Source organism: Enterobacter sp. EC_50 (genome assembly GCF_019584525.1).
GTDB lineage: Bacteria > Pseudomonadota > Gammaproteobacteria > Enterobacterales > Enterobacteriaceae > Enterobacter > Enterobacter roggenkampii.
On record NZ_VDAF01000008.1, the window covers coordinates 30,736 to 53,886 of the forward strand.

Genomic DNA, 23,151 nt, shown 5'->3' on the forward strand with positions numbered 1-23,151 from the left:
TGATATGCCGCAAATCAGTACAGCGATACTGGAGCCTGTCTGATTTCCTGTGACGGGTGACAAAAAGAAGCCGCCCTCAGGCGGCTCCTTTTCAATCATTAAGACTGCTTGGACATTGCAGCAACTTCTGCTGCGAAGTCAGTCTCAACTTTCTCGATGCCTTCGCCCACTTCGAAGCGGATGAAGCCAGTTACGTCAGCGTTGTGCTCTTTCAGCAGCTGAGCAACAGATTTGCTTGGGTCCATTACGAATGGCTGGCCAGTCAGAGAAACTTCGCCGGTGAATTTCTTCATGCGGCCTTCAACCATTTTCTCTGCGATTTCTTTTGGTTTACCAGACTGCATCGCGATGTCCAGCTGAACCTGGTACTCTTTCTCTACCACTTCAGCAGACACGTCTTCTGGCTTAACGAATTCTGGCTTGCTTGCAGCGATGTGCATTGCCAGCTGTTTAACCAGCTCTTCGTCAGCGCCTTTAGCCGCAACCAGAACACCGATACGAGCACCGTGCTGGTATGAACCCAGAACGTCGCCTTCCAGAGAAGCAACGCGACGGATGTTGATGTTCTCGCCGATTTTAGCAACCAGCGCAACACGCTCTTCTTCGAACTGTGCTTTCAGAACTTCAACGTCAGTGATTTTGCCAGCAACCGCTGCGTCCAGAACTTTGTTAGCAAATGCCTGGAAACCACCATCTTTAGCAACGAAGTCAGTCTGGCAGTTAACTTCCAGAATGATGCCGTAGGTGCCGTCGATCTTAGTGATGATCACGCCGTCAGCAGCAACGTTGCCTGCTTTTTTAGCTGCTTTGATCGCACCGGATTTACGCATGTTTTCGATTGCCAGCTCGATGTCGCCGTTCGCTTCAGTCAGCGCTTTTTTGCAATCCATCATGCCTGCGCCAGTACGCTCGCGCAGCTCTTTTACCAGGGATGCGGTAATTTCAGCCATTCTTAAATCCTCGGGAGATGTGAACTGCCCGGCCGGGGGCCAAACAGTGTAAATTGAAAAAAGGGGCCGGTAATGGGCCCCTATTCATACACGGTACTAATAAGGGGTAAAACCTTATTATTCAGCTTCTACGAAGCTTTCTTCCGCCTGAGAAGCCAGATCCTGGGAACGGCCTTCACGAACGGTAGCAGCTACAGCGCTCAGGTACAGGCTAACAGCACGGATTGCGTCGTCGTTACCCGGGATAACGAAGTCAACACCGTCCGGATCGGAGTTGGTATCAACGATAGCGAATACCGGGATACCCAGGTTGTTAGCTTCTTTGATAGCGATGTGCTCGTGGTCTGCATCGATTACGAACAGCGCGTCTGGCAGGCCGCCCATATCTTTGATACCGCCCAGGCTGTTTTCCAGCTTGTCCAGTTCACGAGTGCGCATCAGCGCTTCTTTCTTAGTCAGCTTGTCGAAAGTACCGTCCTGAGACTGGGTTTCCAGATCTTTCAGGCGCTTGATGGACTGACGAACAGTTTTCCAGTTGGTCAGCATGCCGCCCAACCAGCGATGGTTCACGAAGAACTGGTCGCAGCTGTTAGCAGCATCTTTCACAGCTTCGCTTGCAGCGCGCTTAGTACCAACGAACAGAATCTTACCTTTACGGGAAGAGATCTTGTTCAGCTCAGCCAGGGCTTCGTTGAACATTGGTACAGTTTTCTCAAGGTTGATGATGTGAACTTTGTTACGTGCGCCGAAGATGAAAGGCTTCATTTTCGGGTTCCAGTAACGGGTCTGGTGACCAAAGTGAACACCAGCCTTGAGCATGTCGCGCATGGAAACAGTTGCCATGTTTAAAACCTCTATATTGAAAGTTGGGGTTATGCCTCCACGTATCCCATATTACCGACCCCGAAGGGCACCCCGGAATATGTGCCGATACGTGTGTGTTGTTACACAAAGTGAGATTTGTCGCTCCCGTCCAGCCTGTGTATCTGAGATGGATCGGAAGTCCGGCGCGCTTTATACCACAAAACACGACCAGAAACCAACAGTTGTTGGCGGAGTGTGCTGTTAATGATTCTCAATTTGGCACGGAGCGTGCCTGACTGATACCATTGACGACACTTAGACTAGTATTGTCGAAAAAATCGACACCGATGGACAGATTACATGGCTATCTCTATTAAGACACCTGAAGAAATTGAAAAGATGCGCGTCGCCGGTCGTCTGGCCGCGGAAGTGCTGGAAATGATCGAGCCGTTCGTGAAGCCGGGCGTCAGCACGGGTGAACTGGACCGCATCTGTAACGACTATATCGTGAACGAGCAGCACGCGGTTTCCGCCTGCCTCGGCTACCACGGTTTCCCAAAATCCGTCTGCATCTCTATTAATGAAGTGGTGTGCCACGGCATTCCTGACGATGAAAAACTGCTGAAAGACGGCGATATCGTCAACATCGACGTGACCGTCATTAAAGACGAGTACCACGGTGACACCTCAAAAATGTTCATCGTTGGCAAGCCGACCATCCTGGGCGAGCGCCTGTGCAAAGTCACCCAGGACAGCCTCTACCTGGCGCTGAAAATGGTGAAGCCGGGTATTCGCCTGCGTACTATCGGCGCCGCAATTCAGAAATTTGTGGAAGCGGAAGGGTTCTCCGTGGTGCGCGAATACTGCGGTCACGGTATTGGCCGCGTCTTCCATGAAGAGCCGCAGGTTCTGCACTACGATGCAGACGACGGCGGCGTCGTGCTGCAAAAGGGCATGACCTTCACCATCGAGCCAATGGTCAACGCCGGTGACTACCGCATCCGCACCATGAAAGACGGCTGGACGGTGAAAACCAAAGACAGAAGCTTGTCTGCCCAGTACGAGCATACTATTGTGGTAACAGACAACGGCTGCGAAATTATGACGTTGCGCAAGGATGACACCATCCCGGCGATACTGACGAACATTGAGTGATAAGAAGCCGGCAAATGCCGGCTTTTTTAATGGCGATAGCTTTTTCTTATGGGTGGCGCACGATGAGTAATCTTTTACCCGAACAGTATGCTAACACAGCCCTTCCCACCCTCCCCGACCAGCCCGATAACCCGGGCGTCTGGCCGCCGCACGAGCTGACCTGCGCGCATATTAAAGCCCATATGGATGTTTTCCATCGCTGGCTGGGTAGCGCGTTCGATGCAGGCGTATCTGCCGAGCAGCTCATTGAGGCGCGCACCGAGTTTATCGACCAGCTCCTGCAGCGTCTGTGGATCGACTACGGTTTCGGGCAGGTTAGCGACGTCGCGCTGGTTGCCGTCGGGGGCTATGGCCGCGGTGAGCTGCATCCGCTTTCCGATATCGATCTCCTGATCCTAAGCCGCAAAAAGCTGCCGGACGAACAGGCGCAAAAAATCGGCGAGCTTCTGACCCTGCTCTGGGACGTGAAGCTGGAAGTCGGCCACAGCGTGCGCACCCTGGAAGAGTGTCTGCTGGAAGGGCTATCGGACCTAACCGTTGCCACCAACCTGATTGAAACCCGTCTGCTGATTGGCGACGTCGCGCTGTTCCTGGAGCTGCAAAAACATATCTTCAGCGACGGCTTCTGGCCGTCAGAAAAGTTCTTCGCCGCGAAGGTCGAGGAGCAAAACCAGCGCCACCAGCGCTACCACGGCACCAGCTATAACCTTGAGCCTGACATTAAAAGCAGCCCCGGCGGCCTGCGCGACATCCACACGTTACAGTGGGTCGCCCGTCGTCACTTTGGCGCCACCTCGATGGACGAGATGGTCGGCTTTGGCTTCCTGACCGAGGCCGAGCGTAACGAGCTCAACGAGTGTCTGCACCTGCTGTGGCGCATCCGCTTTGCCCTGCATCTGGAGGTCACCCGCTACGATAACCGTCTGCTGTTTGACCGCCAGCTCAGCGTGGCGCAGCGCCTGAATTACCAGGGCGAAGGTAACGAGCCGGTTGAGCAGATGATGAAGGATTTCTTCCGCGTCACCCGCCGGGTGACCGAGCTGAACCAGATGCTGTTGCAGCTGTTCGACGAGGCCATTCTGGCCCTGACGGCGGACGAAAAGCCGCGCCCGATTGATGACGAATTCCAGCTGCGCGGTACGCTTATCGATCTGCGCGACGAAACGCTGTTTATCCGCGAGCCGGAAGCGATCCTGCGGATGTTCTACACCATGGTGCGCAACAGCACCATCACCGGGATCTACTCCACCACCCTGCGCCATCTGCGCCACGCGCGCCGCCATCTGACGCAGCCTTTGTGTTACATCCCGGAAGCGCGCTCGCTGTTCCTGAGCATGCTCCGCCATCCGGGTGCCGTCAGCCGCGGGCTGCTGCCGATGCACCGCCACAGCGTGCTGTGGGCCTATATGCCGCAGTGGTCGCACATCGTTGGGCAGATGCAGTTCGACCTGTTCCACGCCTACACGGTGGATGAACACACCATCCGCGTGATGCTCAAGCTGGAGAGCTTTGCCAAAGAAGAGACGCGCTCCCGCCACCCGCTGTGCGTCGAGCTGTGGCCGCGCCTGACCCATCCGGAACTGATCCTGATTGCCGCCCTGTTCCACGACATCGCCAAGGGCCGCGGCGGCGATCACTCGGTGCTGGGCGCGCAGGACGTGCTGAAATTTGCCGAACTGCACGGTCTCAATTCGCGCGAAACGCAGCTGGTCGCCTGGCTGGTGCGCCATCACCTGCTGATGTCGGTCACCGCGCAGCGTCGGGACATTCAGGACCCGGAAGTCATTAAGCAGTTCGCGGAAGAAGTTCAGACGGAAAACCGCCTGCGCTATCTGGTCTGCCTGACGGTGGCGGATATTTGCGCCACCAACGAAACCCTGTGGAACAGCTGGAAGCAGAGCCTGTTGCGCGAACTGTACTTCGCCACCGAAAAACAGCTGCGTCGCGGGATGCAGAACACGCCGGACATGCGCGAGCGCGTGCGTCACCACCAGCTTCAGGCGCTGGCGCTGCTGCGGATGGATAACATTGATGAAGAGGCGCTACATCAGATTTGGGCTCGCTGCCGCGCCAACTATTTTGTCCGCCACAGCCCAAACCAGCTGGCGTGGCACGCGCGGCATCTGCTCAAGCACGATCTGTCCCAGCCGATGATCCTGCTAAGCCCGCAGGCCACGCGCGGCGGAACGGAGATTTTCATCTGGAGCCCGGACCGGCCTTATCTGTTTGCTGCCGTCTGCGCCGAGCTGGACAGACGTAACCTGAGCGTGCATGACGCACAGATTTTCACCACCCGCGACGGTATGGCCATGGACACCTTTATCGTGCTGGAGCCGGACGGCAGCCCGCTGTCGTCGGACAGGCATGAAGGGATACGTTTTGGTCTGGAGCAGGCGATTACCCAGCGCAGCTGGCAGCCCCCGCAGCCGCGTCGCCAGCCGGCAAAATTGCGCCACTTTACCGTGGATACCGAGGTCAATTTCCTGCCGACCCACACCGATCGTAAATCGTTCCTGGAGCTGATCGCGCTCGACCAGCCAGGGCTGCTCGCCCGCGTCGGCCAGGTTTTTGCCGATCTGGGAATTTCGCTTCATGGGGCCCGAATTACAACGATTGGCGAGCGAGTAGAAGATTTATTTATAATCGCCACCGCCGACCGGCGTGCCCTTAATAATGACCTGCAGCTTGAAGTGCAACAACGGTTGACAGCAGCCCTCAATCCAAACGATAAAGGGTGATATGTTTTTTAGTGAAATGGAAAGAGTAAACAATGCAGCAGTTACAGAACGTTATTGAGTCCGCTTTTGAGCGTCGCGCCGAGATTACCCCGGCAAATGTGGATACCGTGACCCGTGAAGCGGTAAACCAGGTGATTTCCCTGCTGGATTCCGGCGCACTGCGCGTGGCAGAAAAAATCGACGGTCAGTGGGTCACTCATCAATGGCTGAAGAAAGCCGTGCTGCTCTCTTTCCGCATCAACGATAACCAGGTTATCGACGGAGCAGAAAGCCGCTACTTCGATAAAGTGCCCATGAAGTTCGCTGACTACGACGAAGCGCGTTTCCAGAAAGAAGGTTTCCGCGTGGTACCGCCTGCGGCAGTGCGCCAGGGCGCCTTCATCGCACGTAATACCGTGCTGATGCCATCCTACGTGAACATCGGTGCCTACGTTGACGAAGGTACCATGGTCGACACCTGGGCAACAGTCGGTTCCTGCGCGCAGATCGGTAAAAACGTTCACCTGTCCGGCGGCGTGGGCATCGGTGGTGTTCTGGAGCCACTGCAGGCTAACCCGACCATCATCGAAGATAACTGCTTCATCGGCGCGCGCTCTGAAGTGGTTGAAGGCGTGATCGTGGAAGAAGGCTCCGTGATCTCCATGGGCGTTTACATCGGCCAGAGCACCCGTATTTACGACCGTGAAACCGGTGAAGTGCATTACGGTCGCGTTCCGGCGGGCTCCGTGGTGGTTTCCGGCAACCTGCCGTCAAAAGATGGCAAATACAGCCTGTACTGTGCGGTTATCGTGAAGAAAGTGGATGCAAAAACGCGCGGTAAAGTGGGCATCAACGAATTGCTGCGCACCATCGATTAATCGGGTATAACAAAAAGCGGGGGCAACCCCGCTTTTTTTATATCTGAGGGTGGCGAAAATAGATTTTTTCGTTAATTATTCAAAGGTTATGTTGAGATCAAGGGTACCGCTATGTACGATAATCTGAAAAGTCTGGGCATTACCAATCCTGATGAAATTGATCGTTACAGCCTCCGCCAGGAAGCCAATAACGATATTTTGAAAATCTATTTTCACAAGGACAAAGGAGAGTTTTTCGCCAAAAGCGTGAAGTTTAAATACCCACGCCAGCGTAAGACCGTTGTTGCTGACGGTGTAGGACAGGGATACAAAGAAGTACAGGAAATCAGCCCTAACCTGCGCTATGTGATCGATGAACTCGATCAGATCTGCCAGCGCGACCGCACCGAAGTCGATCTCAAGCGCAAGATCCTTGACGATCTGCGTCACCTTGAAAGCGTTGTTACCAATAAGATCAGCGAGATTGAAGCGGATCTTGAGAAGTTAACCCGCAACAAATAAGCCGTTTTATTGCCCGGTGGCGCTTCGCTTACCGGGCCTACAAACGCATGTAGGCCGGGTAAGGCGAAGCCGCCACCCGGCAAACAGCATCATCTCTGTTCATCCAACTGCAGTGCCACATACAGCAGCAGCCTGTCGTCGAAATTGCCCAGATCCAGCCCCGTCAGCTCTGAAATTCGGTTTAACCGATACTCCAGGGTATTGCGGTGGATAAACAGCGCTTTTGACGTCGCCAGCGGCTGCACGTTATGATGGAACCACGCCTGCAGCGTCCGACGCAGCAGGCCGTTATTGTCCATGGCTTTCAGGCGCGCCAGTGGCCGCGCAAGCTCATTGGCCTGCCAGCCACCGCGCAGGCTGTCGAGCAGCACCGGCAGCATCAGGTCCTGATAGAAATAGCTGCGGCTTTCCGGCATTCGCTGCTTGCCCACCATCATGGTGGTGCGCGCGGTTCGCCAGGAGCGGGCGATACTGCCCGGCCCGGTAAAGTAGTTGCCCAGCGCAACGCGAAAACGCAACTGACCATTCTCTTTCATACGGGAAATTAACTGCTCCACGCGACGGCGATGATCGTCCGCATCCCAGCGGCCAAACGCATTGAGCGCCGGTTTGAGCACCACCATCTCCGTCAGAGAAACGATCGCCACCAGGTTATCGCGCTCCGGCGTCGCCAGTGCATTTTGCAGCTGCTGCAGCTCGGCCATCGCACTGTCTACGCCCAGCTGGCCGCTGTCAACCTCAATGACCGCCACCACGCGCGGCTGGTTCAGATCGATCCCCAGACGCTGGGCCCATTCACTGAGCGCAGGCGTATGCTCCTCTGCCTGAATAAGGTTCATCACCAGCTCTTCGCGCAGGCGGCTGTCCTGAGCCAGCAGGTGCATCAGCCGCGACTGCTCCAGCATCATCTCCGCCGTCATGCAGACCAGCTCACCGTATTTTCGCAGTGACTCAGGCTCGCCGGTGAGGCCGATGACCCCCACAATCTCGCCTTCAAGGCGCAGCGGTAAATTGATGCCCTGACGGACGCCGTGCAGGTGTTTCGCTACCGCATCGTCGATATCGACCACGCGCCCCTGGGAGAGCACCAGCAGCGCGCCTTCGTGCAATTCCCCAATACGCTCGCGATCGCCACTGCCAATAATGCGCCCGCGGGCATCCATTACGTTGATATTGGTATCAATGATGCGCATGGTGCGCGCCACAATATCCTGCGCCATTTTGGTATCAAGATGCCAGCCAGCCATAGAACCCTCCCGTGAGCAGAGCTCAAGCATAGGGAAGTTCAGCGACGCCCGCATTGTGCAGATGCACAAAGAGAGAGGAAGAAGTGTGGACTTGTGTGAAAGGTCACAGAAACGAGAAAAGCCCCTGCGAACAGGGGCTTCAGAGGATTACTGCATCAGCAGGTAAATAGAGGTGTCACCACGCTGGATATTGAGCGCCAGCACGGAAGGCTTGCTGTCGAGAATTTTGCGCAGTTCCGCGATGTTTTTCACCGGCTGCTGGTTAGCGCCCATGATCACATCGCCTTTTTTCAGGCCGATACGGGCTGCCGGTGAATTCGCCTTCACGTTATTCACCACCACGCCTTTATCTGCGCCTTTGTTGCTCATCTCGGCACCTTCAATCCCGCTGAAGATGGTGCTGGAGTCCACCTGATTCTGGCTGCTCTGCTGCAGCTCCAGGCTGACGTTAACCGCCTTGCCGTCGCGCAGCAGACCAAGGGTCACTTTGCTGCCGATAGGCATAGAGCCGACTTCCGCACGCAGGGCAGCAAAGCTGCTGATCGGTTTACCATTCAGGGAGGTGATCACATCCCCCGCTTTAATGCCCGCTTTCGCCGCAGAGGAGTTCGGCATCACCTGGCTGACGAATGCCCCGCGCTGGGCGTCAACTTTCATTGCCTTAGCCAGTTCGGAGTTCAGTTCCGTACCCAGGATACCCAGCTCACCGCGTTTCACCTGGCCATACTGCACCATCTGCGCGGTCAGGTTTTTCACCATGTTACTTGGGATAGCAAAGCCGATCCCGATGTTGCCGCCGTCCGGTGCCAGGATCGCGGTGTTGATACCGATCAGCTCGCCGTTCAGGTTCACCAGCGCGCCGCCGGAGTTACCGCGGTTGATCGCCGCATCCGTCTGGATGAAGTTTTCATAGTTTTCAGCATTGAGGCCGCTACGGCCCAGTGCAGAGACGATACCCGAGGTCACGGTTTCACCCAGACCGAACGGGTTACCGATCGCCACGGTATAGTCACCCACGCGCAGCGCGTCGGAGTCGGCAATTTTAATCGCCGTCAGGTTTTTCGGATCCTGAATCTGGATCAGCGCGATGTCGGAGCGTGGATCTTTGCCGACCACTTTGGCGTCAAACTTACGGCCGTCGCTCAGCTGAACCTTAATGCTGCTCGCGTTATCAACAACATGGTTGTTAGTGACGACATAGCCTTTCGCTGCATCAATGATTACCCCCGAGCCAAGCGCCATGAATTTCTGCTGCTGGCCGCCGCCCTGGCTGTCATCCCCTGCGCCACCGCCCTGACAGAACGGAGAGCTCTGGAATGGCGAACCGTCCTGGCAGAACGGCGAGTTGTCGCCGAAGAACTGCTGGAAGTTACGCGGCATGCGCGGCGTATTGACGGTCGTGCTACCCTCAACGTTAATACTCACCACCGATGGCATCACTTTTTCGAGCATCGGTGCCAGGCTTGGCATCTGCTGCGCGGTTGCTGCCGACGACGCGGTCTCGGCTGCAGTAGCAGTCAGAGGAGACAGCGCTAAACCTAAACTCAGAGCCAGTGCACTCATTGCTAATGTGGTTTTTTTCATGTTTCTCAATCTCGATTTACAGGTAACGCAAAATTGCTGTGTAACTCAGATTCGTTTTATACCGCTTAGTTCCGGCGATAAGTTTATGGAAAAGGTAAAAATTTATTGGCCGTCTTTACAAAACTCCGGGTTATTCCACCGCCATCAGCTTGCGGTATTCATCCCAGGCATACAAATCCGTCATGCCGCTGATATAGTCCTGGATAAGACGGCAGCGATAATAATATTCCATCACCGGCCACTGCGGTGACTGGCGATCCAGCTTGCCAATCGCTTCGACATACGCCAGACGGTGTCGGGTAGAAAGTTTTTGATAAAGTCGTGATTCAATGGGAATACGGCGCACGCGCTCGTGTTCTACCAGCTCGCTGAATTCGTCGACCGACAGCTGGAGCAGCGGAGCATAAATTTCCAGTAACCCACTGATCACTCTATATCCCTGCAGCTCTAACTGTTCGACATCCGGATGGCTGAATACATGCCGCATCGCCACATGTTTATAAAGCTCGAGGAGCTGGCTGAAACTGCTGTCATCTTCCAGCAGGGCGTGGTTGAATTCCCCGCTGAAAATCAGCGGCAAATTATCAATAAAGCGTGACGCCGCGTACGGCACCAGCTTATTTAATGTATTGACCCGCAAATACATAAAGAACTGGTCTTCCGTACTGCGGCTTAATGTATTTGAGCGTGATTTTTCCCAGGCATTTTCGACAACCTGCGCAAACAGCGAGCCTTTTTCATGGGTGCCCCAGGCCGTATAAAGATGCTGATAAAGCTCCTCGACGCTGAAAATTCTTTTCTCAACGGCGTCTTCCAGATCGGCCACGCAATAGGAAATATCATCGGCGGCTTCCATAATCCAGGTCAATGGAAAACGGCCGTTTGGCGTCAATGAAAGTTCTTTACGTAACCGTTCAATATAAGCCTCTTCGGAAAGGTAATAGCCCGGTTTTTTCATTAAATAACTGTGGGACGCGGGCGTCTCCCCCATCCACCACGCGGGGCGCGTATATTTAAGAATGCAGCCGACCTGCGCCCAGGTCAGGTTCATACGCATCAGGGAATGCACCAGCCGGATCCCCTGCGCGTTACCCTCAAAGTGACAGAGGTCCTGGCGCACCTTGCGGCGCAGATCGTTCACCCCCTCTTCCCCTTCACGCAGGCGTAAATCGCGTACGATGCAGCGGTCGTCGCTCAGCGGCTGGCTTACCGCATCCGAAGGATAAAGCCGTTGCTTAAACCAGTCATTGATAGCCGCCTCACCAAAGTGGCCGAAAGGCGGGTTGCCGATGTCATGCATCAGGCAGGCCATCTCAACGATGCTCTCAAAAGGCCCCGTCAGCTCGTCCAGACCATAGGTTTCCAGTAAGCGCTGCTCTTTGAGACGGCTTAAAATCTCTTTGGCGATGTAGCGCCCGACCTGCTGCACCTCCATGGAGTGGGTTAAGCGCGTGCGCACCGCGGCGTTACGCTCCAGCGGAAAGACCTGGGTCTTTTGCTGCAGACGGCGGATGGCTGGCGAGTTAATGATCCGCCCGCGATCGCTTTCGAAGATACGCAGAATCTCATGTTCGCTCTTGTCGCCCTGCGGCGAACGGAAACGTCGGTGCCAGTTAATTTTGGTGCGAAAATCGATTGGTGACATGTGCTCCCCCGCGTGAGAATGCGTTTCCCCTTAACCGCATGATAGACTATGCATCTTAACAAGGCACATCGCGAGTAAATCTATGAAAATCGGCATTATTGGTGCAATGGAAGAAGAAGTTACGCTTCTGCGTGACAAAATTGAGAACCGTCAGACCCTCTCTCTGGGGGGTTGTGAGATCTATACCGGTCAGCTAAACGGTGTTGACGTGGCTCTGCTGAAATCAGGCATCGGTAAAGTCGCTGCGGCGCTGGGTGCCACCCTGCTGCTTGAGCGCTGCAAGCCGGACGTGATCGTGAATACCGGCTCTGCGGGCGGCCTGGCGCCGACGCTGAAAGTGGGTGACATCGTTGTTTCCGACGAAGCGCGCTATCACGATGCGGATGTCACCGCGTTCGGCTACGAGTACGGCCAGCTTCCGGGCTGCCCGGCAGGGTTTAAAGCGGACGACAAACTGATTGCGGCGGCAGAGACCTGCATTGCGGAGCTCAACCTCAACGCGGTACGCGGTCTGATTGTCAGCGGTGATGCGTTCATCAACGGCTCCGTTGGCCTGGCGAAAATCCGTCATAACTTCCCTCAGGCGGTGGCCGTTGAGATGGAAGCGACCGCGATCGCGCACGTTTGCCATAATTTCAACGTACCGTTTGTAGTGGTTCGCGCCATCTCTGACGTGGCAGATCAGCAGTCCCACATCAGCTTCGACGAGTTCCTGACCGTTGCAGCAAAACAGTCCACCGTGATGGTGGAACGCCTGGTGCAGAACCTGGCACGTGGCTAAACATCCCTTCAGGGCGCTGGCCGCCCTGCTTCTGCTCGCACCGGCGTGGCTTTTTGCCGCGCCGCGTGTGATTACCCTCTCTCCCGCCAATACCGAACTGGCGTTTGCCGCCGGGATCACGCCCGTTGGCGTGAGCAGCTTTTCGGATTATCCCCCACAGGCTGCGGGCATTGAACAGGTGGCAACCTGGCAAGGGATGAACCTTGAGCGCATCGTGGCGCTGAAACCGGATCTCGTGCTGGCCTGGCGCGGCGGAAACGCCGAGCGGCAGGTTAACCAGCTTACCTCCCTTGGCATCAAGATCATGTGGATTGATGCCGTCAGCATTGAGCAGGTCGCTCAGGCGCTACAGGCCCTGGCACCCTATAGCCCTACGCCCAAAAAAGCCGAGGCTGCAGCGAAACAGATGCTCAGCGACTATGCCGCGCTGAAATCCCGATACGATACCCCTGTTAAAAAGCGCATCTTCCTGCAGTTTGGCAGCCAGCCGCTGTTCACCACCGGTAAAGGGTCGATTCAGAATCAGGTACTGGAAGTCTGTGGCGGTGAAAACATCTTTGCAGCCAGCCGGGTACCGTGGCCTCAGGTAAGCCGTGAGCAGGTTCTGGCGCGCCAGCCACAGGCCATCGTGGTGGTCGGAAATGCGAGCGAAATTCCCAAAATCGAGCAATTCTGGCAAAAGCAGCTAAAAATACCGGTAATACCCCTCAACAGCGACTGGTTTGAACGCGCCAGCCCGCGTATTATCCTCGCCGCAAAACAGCTCTGTGCCGCGCTGGCAGAGAGTCACTAACATAAGACCCTTTTCGAGGATTTAACGATGCTCGTTTATTGGCTGGATATTCTTGGCACAGCCGTTTTTGCTATCTCCGGCGTCCTGCTCGCCGGAAAACTTCGCATGGATCCGTTTGGCGTGCTGGTGCTGGGCGTGGTGACCGCCGTGGGCGGCGGGACAATCCGCGATATGGCGCTGGCCAATGGCCCGGTGTTTTGGGTGAAAGATCCGACCGACCTGGTGGTCGCGATGGTCACCTGTCTGTTAACCATTGTGCTGGTTCGCCAGCCCCGTCGATTACCAAAATGGATATTGCCGGTACTGGATGCCGTCGGTCTGGCCGTGTTTGTCGGTATTGGCGTCAATAAGGCGTTTAATGCGGGCACCGGTCCGATGGTGGCGATCTGCATGGGCGTATTAACCGGCGTGGGCGGCGGGATCATTCGCGACATTCTGGCACGTGAGGTGCCGATGATCCTGCGTACTGAAATTTACGCAACGGCCTGTATTGCGGGCGGCATTGTCCACGCGACCGCGTATTACACCTTTGCCATTCCGCTGGAAAACGCCGCGATGCTGGGGATGATCGTGACGCTGGCGATACGTTTAGCGGCGATACGCTGGCACCTGAAGCTGCCGACGTTTGCGCTGGATGAAACTTCAAGATAGGCGTCGTTTATAAGCCCGGTGGCGCTTCGCTTACCGGGCCTACAATCCGCATTCAGGCTTAAATGCTGAACGAAGACCCACACCCGCAGGTGCTTGTTGCATTCGGGTTGGTCACCACAAAGCGTGAACCTTCCAGACCTTCGGTGTAGTCGACCGAACCACCTACCAGATACTGCAGGCTCATCGGGTCAACCACCAGCGCGACGCCCTGTTTCTCAATGGTCATATCGCCATCGTTAACCTGATCGTCAAAAGTAAAACCGTACTGGAAGCCGCTGCAGCCGCCACCGGTAATATAGACACGCAGTTTCAGATCCGGATTGTCTTCGTCGGCAATCAGGGTTTTCACTTTGTTGGCTGCTGCTTCGGTAAATTCCAGCGGCACAGCTACGTCATCACTCATCTTATGCTCCCATGAATACTGCTATTGGGTAAAATTCACCCAATTCTTTTCGTCATTATCTAATACCCTGGTAATTCATTCAAGTATTCTGCGCGGCGGCCCGCTCCGCCTCTTGTTTTGCCAGGGTACGCGCGAGGATGGTGGAGTATAGCGGTTTTCCACCCAGGAACTGGGCTAATAGTGTCGCCCCGAGACAGGTAATGATCATTGGCAAAATGAGCTGGTAATTGTCCGTCATCTCCAGCACCAGCACGATACCGGTCAACGGCGCGCGCAGGGAGGCGGCCAGCAGCGCCCCCATTCCGGCTACCGCAAAGGTCCCTGCATCAAGGTGATAGGCGGGAAAGCCCGCTTCAGCCGCCATACCAAACGCGGTGCCCAACAAGGTTCCCAGCGCCAGCATCGGGGCGAATATCCCGCCGGGCGCGCCGGAGGAGAAGCACAGCACCGTCGTGATGACGCGGGAGATAAACATAAACAGCAGCAGACCCACGCTGAAGTTCCCCGCCGCCGCAATGGGGATCAGCCCGAAGCCGCCGCCCGCGGCATTTGGCTCGATAAACCCGAGCACGCCACAGATTCCGCCAAGCAGGCCGCCCATCAGCACCCATTTAGTCGTATTCCCACCGTGAATACGCTGGAACATATCCTGAGCGCGCAGGATAAAGGTATTAAACAGCGGTCCCACCACGCCAAAAATCATGCCGAGGATCAGGTAAAGCCACAGGGTGTTAACCGGCGCGTTGGTCAGTTTACCCACCTCAATGACCGCCCCTTCGCCATTAAAGAGGCGAAACACGATGCTCGACATAATGACGCCGGTAAACACCGCTTTAATGGAGATCAGGTTGTAGCGAAACTGCGCGCGCATCTCTTCGATGATAAACAAAATGCCCGCCAGCGGCGCGTTAAAGGCCGCCGATAGCCCCGCCGCCGCACCGGTAGCCAGCAGCGTATGGCGCGCTTCGGCGCTGCGCATCCGAAACAGATCGCCCACCATGCGGCCGACGTTCCCGCCCAGCTGAACCGTGGGCCCTTCCCGGCCAAGCACCATCCCCGCGCCCAGCGTACCCATGCCGCCGATAAATTTCACCGGAATGACTCGCCACCAGCGCACAGGACGCAGCTCCTCCAGCGCCCCTTCAATTTCCGGGATGCCGGACCCGCCCGCCTCCGGCGCGAATTTACGCACCAGAAAATACCCCACCATGGCAAACAGCGCCGACAGCCCGAACGCCGCAACCCAGACCAGCCATCGGCTGTCGGCGAAACCGGCCACGGTTCCCACTCGCCAGTTGAGCACGGCATTAACCGCTTTTTCAAACGCCACGCCCACCAGACCGGCGAGTGTTCCCACCACGGCAGCGGCCAGCAGGATCGCCAGCGGCGTTTTATCGCGATTGAGCAGCCGTCGAATACTGATTCGATGCTGGGCGCGCGTAAACTGTTGTTCTTCAAAAGACGGAGAATCTGATTTCATGTCCTGTACTTATTCGTCATACAAAAGCCGCGTGGATTTTACCAGAGACTGCCCCACCGTCTCCTGAAAATTACTTAACAAATCTTAAAGCATTACCAGGCTAAAAATTTCATAACCTTCCCCGAATCACTTAGAATAGTGGGCTTAATCATTTTATACGAACCAGGAACGACGCCATGAGCAAGTCTGAAAACCTCTACAGTGCAGCCCGCGAGCTTATTCCGGGTGGCGTGAACTCACCTGTGCGCGCCTTTACCGGCGTGGGCGGCACGCCGCTGTTTATCGAACGTGCTGACGGCGCGTATCTGTATGATGTCGATGGCAAAGCCTATATCGATTATGTCGGCTCCTGGGGCCCGATGGTGCTGGGGCACAACCACCCGGCCATTCGTAACGCCGTGATTGAAGCCGCCCAGCGCGGCCTGAGCTTCGGTGCGCCTACCGAAATGGAAGTGAAGATGGCGGAACTGGTCACCGAGCTGGTCCCGACCATGGACATGGTGCGCATGGTGAACTCCGGTACCGAAGCCACCATGAGCGCCATCCGCCTGGCGCGCGGTTTTACCGGCCGCGATAAAATCATCAAGTTCGAAGGCTGCTACCACGGCCACGCGGACTGCCTGCTGGTGAAAGCGGGTTCCGGCGCGCTGACGCTCGGCCAGCCAAACTCGCCTGGCGTACCTGCGGATTTCGCGAAGCATACCCTGACCTGCACCTACAACGATCTGAACACCGTTCGCGCGGCGTTCGAGCAGTATCCGCAGGAGATCGCCTGCATCATCGTTGAGCCGGTTGCGGGCAACATGAACTGTATCCCACCGCAGCCTGACTTCCTGCCGGGCCTGCGCGCCCTGTGCGATGAGTTCGGCGCGCTGCTGATCATCGACGAAGTGATGACCGGCTTCCGCGTGGCTCTGGCGGGCGCCCAGTCTTATTACGGCGTGGAGCCGGACCTCACCTGTCTGGGTAAAATCATCGGCGGCGGCATGCCGGTCGGCGCGTTCGGTGGTCGTAAGGACGTCATGGAAGCGCTGGCACCAACCGGCCCGGTTTACCAGGCGGGCACGCTCTCCGGTAACCCTATCGCCATGGCGGCGGGTTTTGCCTGCCTGACCGAAGTGGCGCAGCCAGGTATTCACGAAACCCTGACCGACCGGACCACGCAGCTGGCAAACGGCCTGCTGGAAGCGGCAGAAGAGGCCGGCATTCCGCTGGTGGTTAACCACGTAGGCGGGATGTTCGGGATTTTCTTCACCGAGGCGAAAACCGTGACCCGCTATCAGGACGTGGTGAAGTGCGACGTTGAACGCTTCAAGCGCTTCTTCCACCTGATGCTGGAAGAAGGCGTCTACCTGGCACCGTCCGCATTCGAGGCGGGCTTTATGTCCGTGGCGCACAGCGAAGAAGATATCAACAACACCATCGACGCGGCGCGTAAGGTGTTTGCGAAACTGTAAGGGCATTGCCGGGTGGCGCTAACGCTTACCCGGCCTACGGTGTTCTCCCTCTCCCCGTGGGAGAGGGAATAAGGCCGCATCTGATTACCGACTCTGCTTTCTCAACAGATAAATAAAATACGGCGCACCAATAAAGGTCGACAGCAGCCCCGCCGGGATCTGATACGGGAACAGCACCATTCTTCCGCACCAGTCTGCAAACACCAGCATCACGCCGCCCGTGAGGGCCGACATGACGATATGCGGCATCGTCCGGCGGAACCCCATCATTCTGGCGATATGCGGCGCCATTAACCCCACAAAACTCAGCGGGCCAATCGTCATGGTGGCCGTCGCCGTCAGGCACGCGGCGAGCAGCAGCAGCGCTACACGCGCTGGCGTCAGCGCCATGCCCACCGCACGTGCGGTTTCACCGCCGAGCGGCAGAATAGTCAGCCAGCGTCGGCACAGCGGCACCATCGCCAGCAGCACGACCATCACGAGCCCGGACCCGATCGCCTGGCTGCCGGTCGCGCCGTACGTTGAGCCGGATATCCAGGTCAGGATCTTCGCCATACGCGGGTCGCCGCTTGCCTGCAGCATCATCAGCAGCATGGTGAACGCGGTGCTGAGCGCCATCCCCGCCAGCAGCATACGGTGCGGTGAAAACCCGCCTCGACCAGCGGCAATCAGGATAATCAGCAGCGTAACGGCCGCACCGAGACTGCCGGCAGGCATCAGCCAGCCAAACGCATTGCCCGGCACAAAGAACAGCATCAGCACCACGCCAAAGGCGGCGCCAGAGCTGATCCCAAGCACTTCCGGGCTCGCCATCGGGTTGCCGGTCAGACGCTGAATAATGCACCCAGCCACCGCCAGCATTACCCCTGCGATCAGCGCAGCAAAGATACGCGGCCAGCGCCACTGCAGCAGGTCGTTGAGTAAATCGCCCGCTGCCCAGTGCCAGCCCGCGGCATCGCGACCGAATGAGAGCGCCGCGAACGAGGCAATAATCAGCACCGCCAGCCCGGCAAGGCTAAACCACAGTACCGACTGACGTTCAGCATGGACTTTATCGCCCGCATCCATCGCCGGTGCGCTTATGCTGCGCAGACGCGGCAGCAGCCAAAGCAGCAGCGGCGCACCGATAAGCGCCGTGACCGAGCCGGTAGAGACTTCCCGCCACACCCGCGCCAGCCAGAGAATAAGCTGATCGGAAAGCCAAAGGATCAACGCCCCAATCAGCGAGGCCAGCAGCAGACGCGCCAGCAAACGGCGCGCCCCAAGCATTTTCGCCAGCAGCGGCGCAAACAGGCCGATAAACCCGATGATGCCAACCGCATTCACCAGCAGGGCGCTCAATACAATCGCCAGCGTCAGCGCCGCCAGGCGAGCCAGCGACAGCGCCAGCCCCAGGTTACGCGCCACGCCATCATCCAGTCCCATCAGCGTCAGGGGACGCAGGAGCAGCAGCGTCAGCACAACACCGCCAGCCAGCTGCGGCCACAGGCGCAGCACAACGCTCCAGTCGGTTTGGGTGAGCGTACCGGTACTCCACAGGAACATGCTTTGCAGCCGATCGTGGTGGAAAAGCACCAGCAGCTGGTTAATGGCGCCACAGTAGAGGCTCACCACCAGCCCGGCCAGGATAAGCGTTACCGGAGAAAGGCGTTTACCCCAGGCCACGCCAAAGACCAGCGCGCCCACCACGCACGCCCCCGCGAGTGCCGCAAACTGCGAGGTTAACGCTCCCGGCAGCGCCCACAGCGTGGTGATAGTGATCCCAAGCTGTGCGCCGGTCGCGACGCCGAGCGTGGTTGGCTCCGCCAGCGGGTTACGTAACACCTGCTGGAACAGTACGCCCACCAGTCCTAAACCGGCACCGACTAAAAGGGAGATTGCCAGACGCGGCAGCAGGCTGTAGTGGAACAGCATCTGCTGAATATTGTCGATATCCGGCGAGGCCAGCGCGGCTCCCCATTGCGCGCGCGGTAACGCGGCAGAGAGGTTGAACCCGGTTAACGCCAGCGCGGCAAGAAAAATCAGCATCAGCAGAAGCGCCGGGAAACGGGCAATACGCGTACTCATGCTTTACCTCCCAGGGCGTTATCCAGCACGCGGGCAAAATGCATCGCCGACAGCGTCGCGCCGTAGAACCAGACCGCCGGAGCGCGCTGGAAGCGCCGCTCGCGCACAAACGGCATCGCCTGCCAGAGCGGAGTCGCCATCAGGGTTTGCATGTCGCGCTCGTTGCCGTGATCGAAGCACAGCACATCCACATCGCGAAACGCCGCGAGGCGATCGATACCCACAGCGGTACTGCCCCAGAACGTCATCTCCCCTTCCCAGGCGTTGCGAATGCCGAAGCTGTCCAGCACCTCCTGGAACAGGCAGTTTTTACCAAAGACCAGCATATGGCGGGCATCCAGCAGCGTCACCATCAGCAGCGGACGATCGCCCCGGTGAGCAAAACGCGGCTTGAGGGAGTCGATCAGGGCATCAAATTCGGCGAGATGCCGTTTGGCCTCCGCTTCCCGGTTAAGGAAATGCGCCATCTCGCCAATCGAATTTTTCGCTACGGCCAGCGGTTTTTTACCGTCGCTGAAAGCGAATCCGCGCCCGGGCGCAATGCGCGCCATCACCTCTTCTGACGGACCGTAGCCCGCGGACCAGAAGAGGAACGACGGTTTCATCTGGGTGAGCAGCTCGAGGTTTGGCTCCGTACGCAGGCCGACGTCGATCACCGAGTCCGGCAGCTTCGGCTCGTTCACCCAGAGGTTATAGTTGGGAATGTCCGCGACGCCGTAGGGCGTAACGCCGAGCGCCATCATCAGCTCGACCGGCAACCACTCCAGCGCCACTATGCGGTGCGGATCGACGGCGGCGGCACGCGCCGTATTCATTTTTAACAGCAGCGGTGAGAGGGCCATCGCCGTCAGCAGGCGACGGCGGCTAATGCGCATGTTGTCCAGCATCAGTACACGAAGCTCACCGGTGCAGCCCCGGCCGGGTGAGGCAGAATACCCATCGGAATACCATAAATCTGTTCCAGCGTTTCGCTGCGCATCAGCTCGGACGGCGTTCCCTGCGCAATCATTTCGCCGCCGCGCAGCGCAACAAGGTAATCGCAGTAGCGTGCCGCCATGTTGATATCATGCAGCACCGCAATCACCGTCAGACCGCGCTGCTGGCTCAAGCGGTGCACCAGCGCCAGAACATCGACCTGATGGGCGATATCAAGTGCGGAGGTGGGTTCGTCGAGGAGCAGGCAGCGGCTGTCCTGGGCCACCAGCATTGCAATCCACGCGCGCTGGCGTTCACCGCCGGACAGGCTATCCACCAGACGGTGCGCCAGCGGCTTAAGCCCGACCAGCGCAATCGCCTCTTCCACTTTCTCTCTGTCGGCCACGCCAAAGCGTCCAAGCGCGCCATGCCACGGATAACGCCCAATCGCCACCAGCTCTCGCACCGTCATCCCCTCCGCCTGCGGCAGCTGCTGCGGCAGATACGCCACTTTGCGCGCAAAGGCTTTACTGCTCCAGCTCTCCAGCGGTTGGTCATCCAGCAGGATGTCGCCTTCTGACGGCGGCTGATGTCGTCCCAGCATCTTGAGCAGCGTGGACTTACCGGAACCGTTGTGACCAATCAGGCCTGTGACTTTACCTGCGGGAAACGTCAAAGAGAGCGGATGCAGCAAGGTGCGCCCGGGTACGCGAAAGGAGAGATGGTTGAGCGTAAAGGTGGTGTCGGGTTGCGTTTGATTATCCTGCATATCAGCCAACTTAAATAAAAAGGGCACGGCGAACCGTGCCCGAAGAGAGATTAGAAGCGGAAGGTCGCGGTAGCAACAACCTGACGTCCTGCTCCCCAGTAGCATGCATATTCGCTGTAGCAGCTGGAGACGTATTCGCGATCGAAGATGTTGTTCACGTTGACGCCGACAGAAGAGCCGGGAAGTCCAAAGCGTGCCAGATCGTATTTTACGGTGGCATCCGCCAGGGCATAGCCCGCGACGTTGAACGACTGGTAGGCTTTTGGCGACGAGGCAGAGTAATAGGACACGGTGTTACCAATGTAACGGGTGCCAGCCCCTACCGTCAGACCGCTCAACGCCGTCTCATGGAAGGTATAATCTGCCCACAGAGACGCCATATTGCGCGGCACTTCCGCCGGACGACGGCCTTCATACCAGGTATCGTGCGTGTATTTGGCATCAGTAAAGCTATAGGAAGCCGTCACGTTCACGTTGGCAGAGACGGCAGCTTTCGCTTCCAGTTCGAAACCGCGAGAGCGAATTTCACCGCCCTGCACGCTAAAGCCGCTGGTCGGGTTCGCCGGATCGGCCGTCAGGTTGTTGTTTTTGGTTAACTGATAAACAGCAGCCGTGACCACAACAGGCAGATCTTTCGGTACGTATTTCACGCCCGCTTCATACTGCTTGCCGCGTGCAGGATCGAACGGTTTGCCGCCCTGAGTGGTACCCGAAATCGGTTCGAACGATTCGCTATAGCTGAAATAAGGCGTGATGCCGTTGTCGAACAGGTAGTTAATCCCGCCGCGCCACGTGAATGCCTGATCGTTGATTTCCGCGGTAGTACCGGTTGTACGCGTCAGTGCTGAGGTTTTCGCAAAGTCATAGCGGCCACCCATTGTGAGTACCCACTTATCCCATTCAGCCTGATCCTGCGCATAAAGGCCGGTTTGTTCCTGACGGTTGAGCACTTTGTAAAGGTAGTAAACGTCGACATTTGGATTGCCGTACGCAGGCTTCGTCATACTGATGGGATCGGCCGTGCCGTAGTCAGCATCAATATCATTACGCATGCGGAGGTAATCAACGCCCGTCAACAGGGTATGATCCACTGCACCCGTCGCGAATTTGGACTGAAGCTGAGTATCAACGGTAAACGAGTTGAGGTCCTCATCGGAGCGCACATACGCGCGGCTGATCTGAGCCGGTGCAATATAGCCGTTACCGTAGACGGAACGGTAAAGCGTATTGATTTTGGTGTAACGCAGGTTTTGACGCACGGTAAAGGTGTCATCAAACTGATGCGAGAAGCTGTAACCCACCATTTTCTGACGACGGGAGATCTTGTTATCTTCTTCACCTTCGTTGAAATCGGTCGGCAGCTTGTGTGCTTTGCCGTTGGCATCGTAGTAAGGCACAACGGTACCTTCCCGCGGCAGCCAGCCGTAATAGCCTGCATCCGGATCGCTCTGGAAGTTGCTCAGGAAAGTAAAATCGGTTTTATCGTCAGGACGCCAGCTGAAAGCAGGTGCAATGGCGTAGCGGGAAGATTTCACCATCTCCTGCTGCGCATTTTCGCTGCGCCCCAGACCGGTCAGACGGTATGACCACACGCCATCATCATCAATCGCATCGCTGAAATCAAACCCGGTCTGCCACAGGTTATCGGTACCCATTTTGAACTGAATTTCTTTTAGTGGCTCGGTGGTTGGGCGCTTGCTGACCATGCTGACCACGCCGCCCGGGTGGCTTTTACCGTACAGAACGGACGTTGGGCCACGCAGCAGCTCGACGCGCTCAAGGAAATACGGATCCATGGACGCTTCAGAATAGTTATCTCCCTGCAGCTTCATCCCGTCCAGATACTGGTTAGTATTCACGGTACTGGAGGTGGTGAACCCACGAATAGAAACAACGTCATACGTTGTAGACGCCCCGCGTGTTGCGAACACGCTCGGCGTATAGGCCAGCGCCTGTTTAACCGTCCCCGGCTGCTTCATGTCCATCTCTTCACGGGTGACGACAGAAATAGACTGCGGGGTTTTCTCAATCGGGGTATCGGTCTTGGTCGCGGTGGCGGTGCGTTTAGCCGCAATCGTGGGTGCCGGTCCCCAGGCACTTTCCTGTGCCGCAGGTGCTGCGGTTACCGTAATGGTTTCTTCTTTTTTCGGGGTTTCGGCAGCATGTGTATAAGCCGACATGCCGGCAACCGCTGTGGCGACGACGACCGCGATTTTACGCAGCGACGTATTGATTGGCTGAGCAGTATTGGAAAGCGCCATGGTGTATCTCTGATGGAAAAGTGAATGATAACGTAAACGAGAATTATTATTATGACCGCAGCATAATAGGCGAAACGCTGACTGCATAGCAAG

The 23,151-nt window shown here is 57.0% G+C and carries 19 protein-coding genes; 8 read left to right on the forward strand and 11 right to left on the reverse strand.

The window, feature by feature from the left end:
* Nucleotides 1-98 precede the first annotated feature (98 nt).
* Both tsf and rpsB read right to left on the reverse strand, forming a co-directional pair.
* Nucleotides 99-950, reverse strand: coding sequence for a translation elongation factor Ts (gene tsf / locus FHC48_RS08540; protein WP_014830708.1), 852 nt, complete (start codon nucleotides 948-950; stop codon nucleotides 99-101).
* A 117-nt stretch (nucleotides 951-1,067) separates the two neighbouring features.
* Nucleotides 1,068-1,793, reverse strand: coding sequence for a 30S ribosomal protein S2 (gene rpsB, locus FHC48_RS08545; protein ID WP_003856207.1), 726 nt, complete (start codon nucleotides 1,791-1,793; stop codon nucleotides 1,068-1,070).
* A 321-nt stretch (nucleotides 1,794-2,114) separates the two neighbouring features.
* On the opposite strand from rpsB, the gene map reads away from it, so the two are divergent.
* The 4 genes from map to FHC48_RS08565 all read left to right on the forward strand — a co-directional run bounded on the left by map (nucleotide 2,115) and on the right by FHC48_RS08565 (nucleotide 7,005).
* Entirely contained in the window at nucleotides 2,115-2,909 is a 795-nt protein-coding gene (map, locus tag FHC48_RS08550; protein ID WP_008501913.1) for a type I methionyl aminopeptidase, read from the forward strand.
* 62 nt (nucleotides 2,910-2,971) lie between these two features.
* Nucleotides 2,972-5,647, forward strand: a complete 2,676-nt coding sequence (glnD, locus tag FHC48_RS08555) for a bifunctional uridylyltransferase/uridylyl-removing protein GlnD (RefSeq protein ID WP_008501914.1) — start codon at nucleotides 2,972-2,974, stop codon at nucleotides 5,645-5,647.
* Nucleotides 5,648-5,679: 32 nt separating this feature from the next.
* Complete coding sequence (gene dapD, locus FHC48_RS08560) at nucleotides 5,680-6,504, forward strand: 2,3,4,5-tetrahydropyridine-2,6-dicarboxylate N-succinyltransferase (RefSeq protein ID WP_008501915.1); 825 nt, start codon at nucleotides 5,680-5,682, stop codon at nucleotides 6,502-6,504.
* Nucleotides 6,505-6,615: 111 nt separating this feature from the next.
* On the forward strand, nucleotides 6,616-7,005 hold the full coding sequence (locus tag FHC48_RS08565; RefSeq protein ID WP_008501916.1) for a DUF3461 family protein: 390 nt from the start codon (nucleotides 6,616-6,618) through the stop codon (nucleotides 7,003-7,005).
* A gap of 89 nt (nucleotides 7,006-7,094) precedes the next feature.
* Here the strand turns inward: FHC48_RS08565 and cdaR are convergent, their stop codons facing one another.
* The 3 genes from cdaR to dgt form a co-directional block, all read right to left on the reverse strand.
* Nucleotides 7,095-8,252 carry a DNA-binding transcriptional regulator CdaR gene (gene cdaR / locus FHC48_RS08570; RefSeq protein WP_059362130.1) on the reverse strand — a complete coding sequence of 386 codons (1,158 nt, stop codon included), beginning with the start codon at nucleotides 8,250-8,252 and terminating at the stop codon, nucleotides 7,095-7,097.
* 147 nt (nucleotides 8,253-8,399) lie between these two features.
* A complete protein-coding gene (gene degP, locus FHC48_RS08575; protein ID WP_008501918.1) occupies nucleotides 8,400-9,836 on the reverse strand; it encodes a serine endoprotease DegP in 1,437 nt (478 codons plus the stop codon).
* Between the two features lie 130 nt (nucleotides 9,837-9,966).
* Nucleotides 9,967-11,481 carry a dGTPase gene (dgt, locus tag FHC48_RS08580; protein WP_059362127.1) on the reverse strand — a complete coding sequence of 505 codons (1,515 nt, stop codon included), beginning with the start codon at nucleotides 11,479-11,481 and terminating at the stop codon, nucleotides 9,967-9,969.
* 82 nt (nucleotides 11,482-11,563) lie between these two features.
* On the opposite strand from dgt, the gene mtnN reads away from it, so the two are divergent.
* From mtnN to FHC48_RS08595, 3 genes are read left to right on the forward strand one after another with little or no spacing between them, the layout of a single operon-like run.
* Nucleotides 11,564-12,262 carry a 5'-methylthioadenosine/S-adenosylhomocysteine nucleosidase gene (gene mtnN, locus FHC48_RS08585; RefSeq protein WP_008501920.1) on the forward strand — a complete coding sequence of 233 codons (699 nt, stop codon included), beginning with the start codon at nucleotides 11,564-11,566 and terminating at the stop codon, nucleotides 12,260-12,262.
* Nucleotides 12,255-13,055 carry a vitamin B12 ABC transporter substrate-binding protein BtuF gene (btuF, locus tag FHC48_RS08590; RefSeq protein WP_044597132.1) on the forward strand — a complete coding sequence of 267 codons (801 nt, stop codon included), beginning with the start codon at nucleotides 12,255-12,257 and terminating at the stop codon, nucleotides 13,053-13,055. Before mtnN ends, btuF begins: the two co-directional genes overlap by 8 nt.
* Nucleotides 13,056-13,082: 27 nt before the next feature.
* Nucleotides 13,083-13,706: a TRIC cation channel family protein gene (locus FHC48_RS08595; RefSeq protein ID WP_008501922.1), complete on the forward strand. Its 624-nt coding sequence runs from the start codon at nucleotides 13,083-13,085 to the stop codon at nucleotides 13,704-13,706.
* 58 nt (nucleotides 13,707-13,764) lie between these two features.
* Here the strand turns inward: FHC48_RS08595 and erpA are convergent, their stop codons facing one another.
* Together erpA and clcA are read right to left on the reverse strand one after the other, a co-directional pair.
* The gene (gene erpA / locus FHC48_RS08600; RefSeq protein ID WP_008501923.1) at nucleotides 13,765-14,109 is read right to left on the reverse strand and encodes an iron-sulfur cluster insertion protein ErpA; all 345 of its coding nucleotides are present in this window, start codon (nucleotides 14,107-14,109) and stop codon (nucleotides 13,765-13,767) included.
* Between the two features lie 79 nt (nucleotides 14,110-14,188).
* Complete coding sequence (clcA, locus tag FHC48_RS08605; protein ID WP_021240492.1) at nucleotides 14,189-15,589, reverse strand: H(+)/Cl(-) exchange transporter ClcA; 1,401 nt, start codon at nucleotides 15,587-15,589, stop codon at nucleotides 14,189-14,191.
* Nucleotides 15,590-15,765: 176 nt separating this feature from the next.
* Between clcA and hemL the strand changes: the two genes are divergently transcribed.
* Nucleotides 15,766-17,046 carry a glutamate-1-semialdehyde 2,1-aminomutase gene (hemL, locus tag FHC48_RS08610; RefSeq protein ID WP_008501925.1) on the forward strand — a complete coding sequence of 427 codons (1,281 nt, stop codon included), beginning with the start codon at nucleotides 15,766-15,768 and terminating at the stop codon, nucleotides 17,044-17,046.
* Between the two features lie 84 nt (nucleotides 17,047-17,130).
* On the opposite strand, the gene fhuB is transcribed toward hemL, so the two are convergent.
* The 4 genes from fhuB to fhuA are packed head-to-tail and all read right to left on the reverse strand — an operon-like array spanning nucleotide 17,131 to nucleotide 23,058.
* Nucleotides 17,131-19,113: a Fe(3+)-hydroxamate ABC transporter permease FhuB gene (gene fhuB / locus FHC48_RS08615; protein ID WP_059362124.1), complete on the reverse strand. Its 1,983-nt coding sequence runs from the start codon at nucleotides 19,111-19,113 to the stop codon at nucleotides 17,131-17,133.
* The gene (fhuD, locus tag FHC48_RS08620; protein ID WP_023345453.1) at nucleotides 19,110-20,000 is read right to left on the reverse strand and encodes a Fe(3+)-hydroxamate ABC transporter substrate-binding protein FhuD; all 891 of its coding nucleotides are present in this window, start codon (nucleotides 19,998-20,000) and stop codon (nucleotides 19,110-19,112) included. The genes fhuB and fhuD overlap by 4 nt, the downstream gene beginning before the upstream one ends.
* Nucleotides 20,000-20,797, reverse strand: coding sequence for a Fe3+-hydroxamate ABC transporter ATP-binding protein FhuC (gene fhuC, locus FHC48_RS08625; RefSeq protein ID WP_008501928.1), 798 nt, complete (start codon nucleotides 20,795-20,797; stop codon nucleotides 20,000-20,002). Before fhuC ends, fhuD begins: the two co-directional genes overlap by 1 nt.
* Nucleotides 20,798-20,847: 50 nt before the next feature.
* Complete coding sequence (fhuA, locus tag FHC48_RS08630; RefSeq protein ID WP_021240495.1) at nucleotides 20,848-23,058, reverse strand: ferrichrome porin FhuA; 2,211 nt, start codon at nucleotides 23,056-23,058, stop codon at nucleotides 20,848-20,850.
* Nucleotides 23,059-23,151: the final 93 nt, after the last annotated feature.

Coding starts and splice junctions, on each gene's coding strand:
- tsf (WP_014830708.1), bottom strand. CDS start 950: ATGGCTGAAATTACCGCATCCCTGGTAAAAGAGCTGCGCGAGCGTACT.
- rpsB (WP_003856207.1), bottom strand. CDS start 1,793: ATGGCAACTGTTTCCATGCGCGACATGCTCAAGGCTGGTGTTCACTTT.
- map (WP_008501913.1), top strand. CDS start 2,115: ATGGCTATCTCTATTAAGACACCTGAAGAAATTGAAAAGATGCGCGTC.
- glnD (WP_008501914.1), top strand. CDS start 2,972: ATGAGTAATCTTTTACCCGAACAGTATGCTAACACAGCCCTTCCCACC.
- dapD (WP_008501915.1), top strand. CDS start 5,680: ATGCAGCAGTTACAGAACGTTATTGAGTCCGCTTTTGAGCGTCGCGCC.
- FHC48_RS08565 (WP_008501916.1), top strand. CDS start 6,616: ATGTACGATAATCTGAAAAGTCTGGGCATTACCAATCCTGATGAAATT.
- cdaR (WP_059362130.1), bottom strand. CDS start 8,252: ATGGCTGGCTGGCATCTTGATACCAAAATGGCGCAGGATATTGTGGCG.
- degP (WP_008501918.1), bottom strand. CDS start 9,836: ATGAAAAAAACCACATTAGCAATGAGTGCACTGGCTCTGAGTTTAGGT.
- dgt (WP_059362127.1), bottom strand. CDS start 11,481: ATGTCACCAATCGATTTTCGCACCAAAATTAACTGGCACCGACGTTTC.
- mtnN (WP_008501920.1), top strand. CDS start 11,564: ATGAAAATCGGCATTATTGGTGCAATGGAAGAAGAAGTTACGCTTCTG.
- FHC48_RS08595 (WP_008501922.1), top strand. CDS start 13,083: ATGCTCGTTTATTGGCTGGATATTCTTGGCACAGCCGTTTTTGCTATC.
- erpA (WP_008501923.1), bottom strand. CDS start 14,109: ATGAGTGATGACGTAGCTGTGCCGCTGGAATTTACCGAAGCAGCAGCC.
- clcA (WP_021240492.1), bottom strand. CDS start 15,589: ATGAAATCAGATTCTCCGTCTTTTGAAGAACAACAGTTTACGCGCGCC.
- hemL (WP_008501925.1), top strand. CDS start 15,766: ATGAGCAAGTCTGAAAACCTCTACAGTGCAGCCCGCGAGCTTATTCCG.
- fhuB (WP_059362124.1), bottom strand. CDS start 19,113: ATGAGTACGCGTATTGCCCGTTTCCCGGCGCTTCTGCTGATGCTGATT.
- fhuD (WP_023345453.1), bottom strand. CDS start 20,000: ATGCTGGACAACATGCGCATTAGCCGCCGTCGCCTGCTGACGGCGATG.
- fhuC (WP_008501928.1), bottom strand. CDS start 20,797: ATGCAGGATAATCAAACGCAACCCGACACCACCTTTACGCTCAACCAT.
- fhuA (WP_021240495.1), bottom strand. CDS start 23,058: ATGGCGCTTTCCAATACTGCTCAGCCAATCAATACGTCGCTGCGTAAA.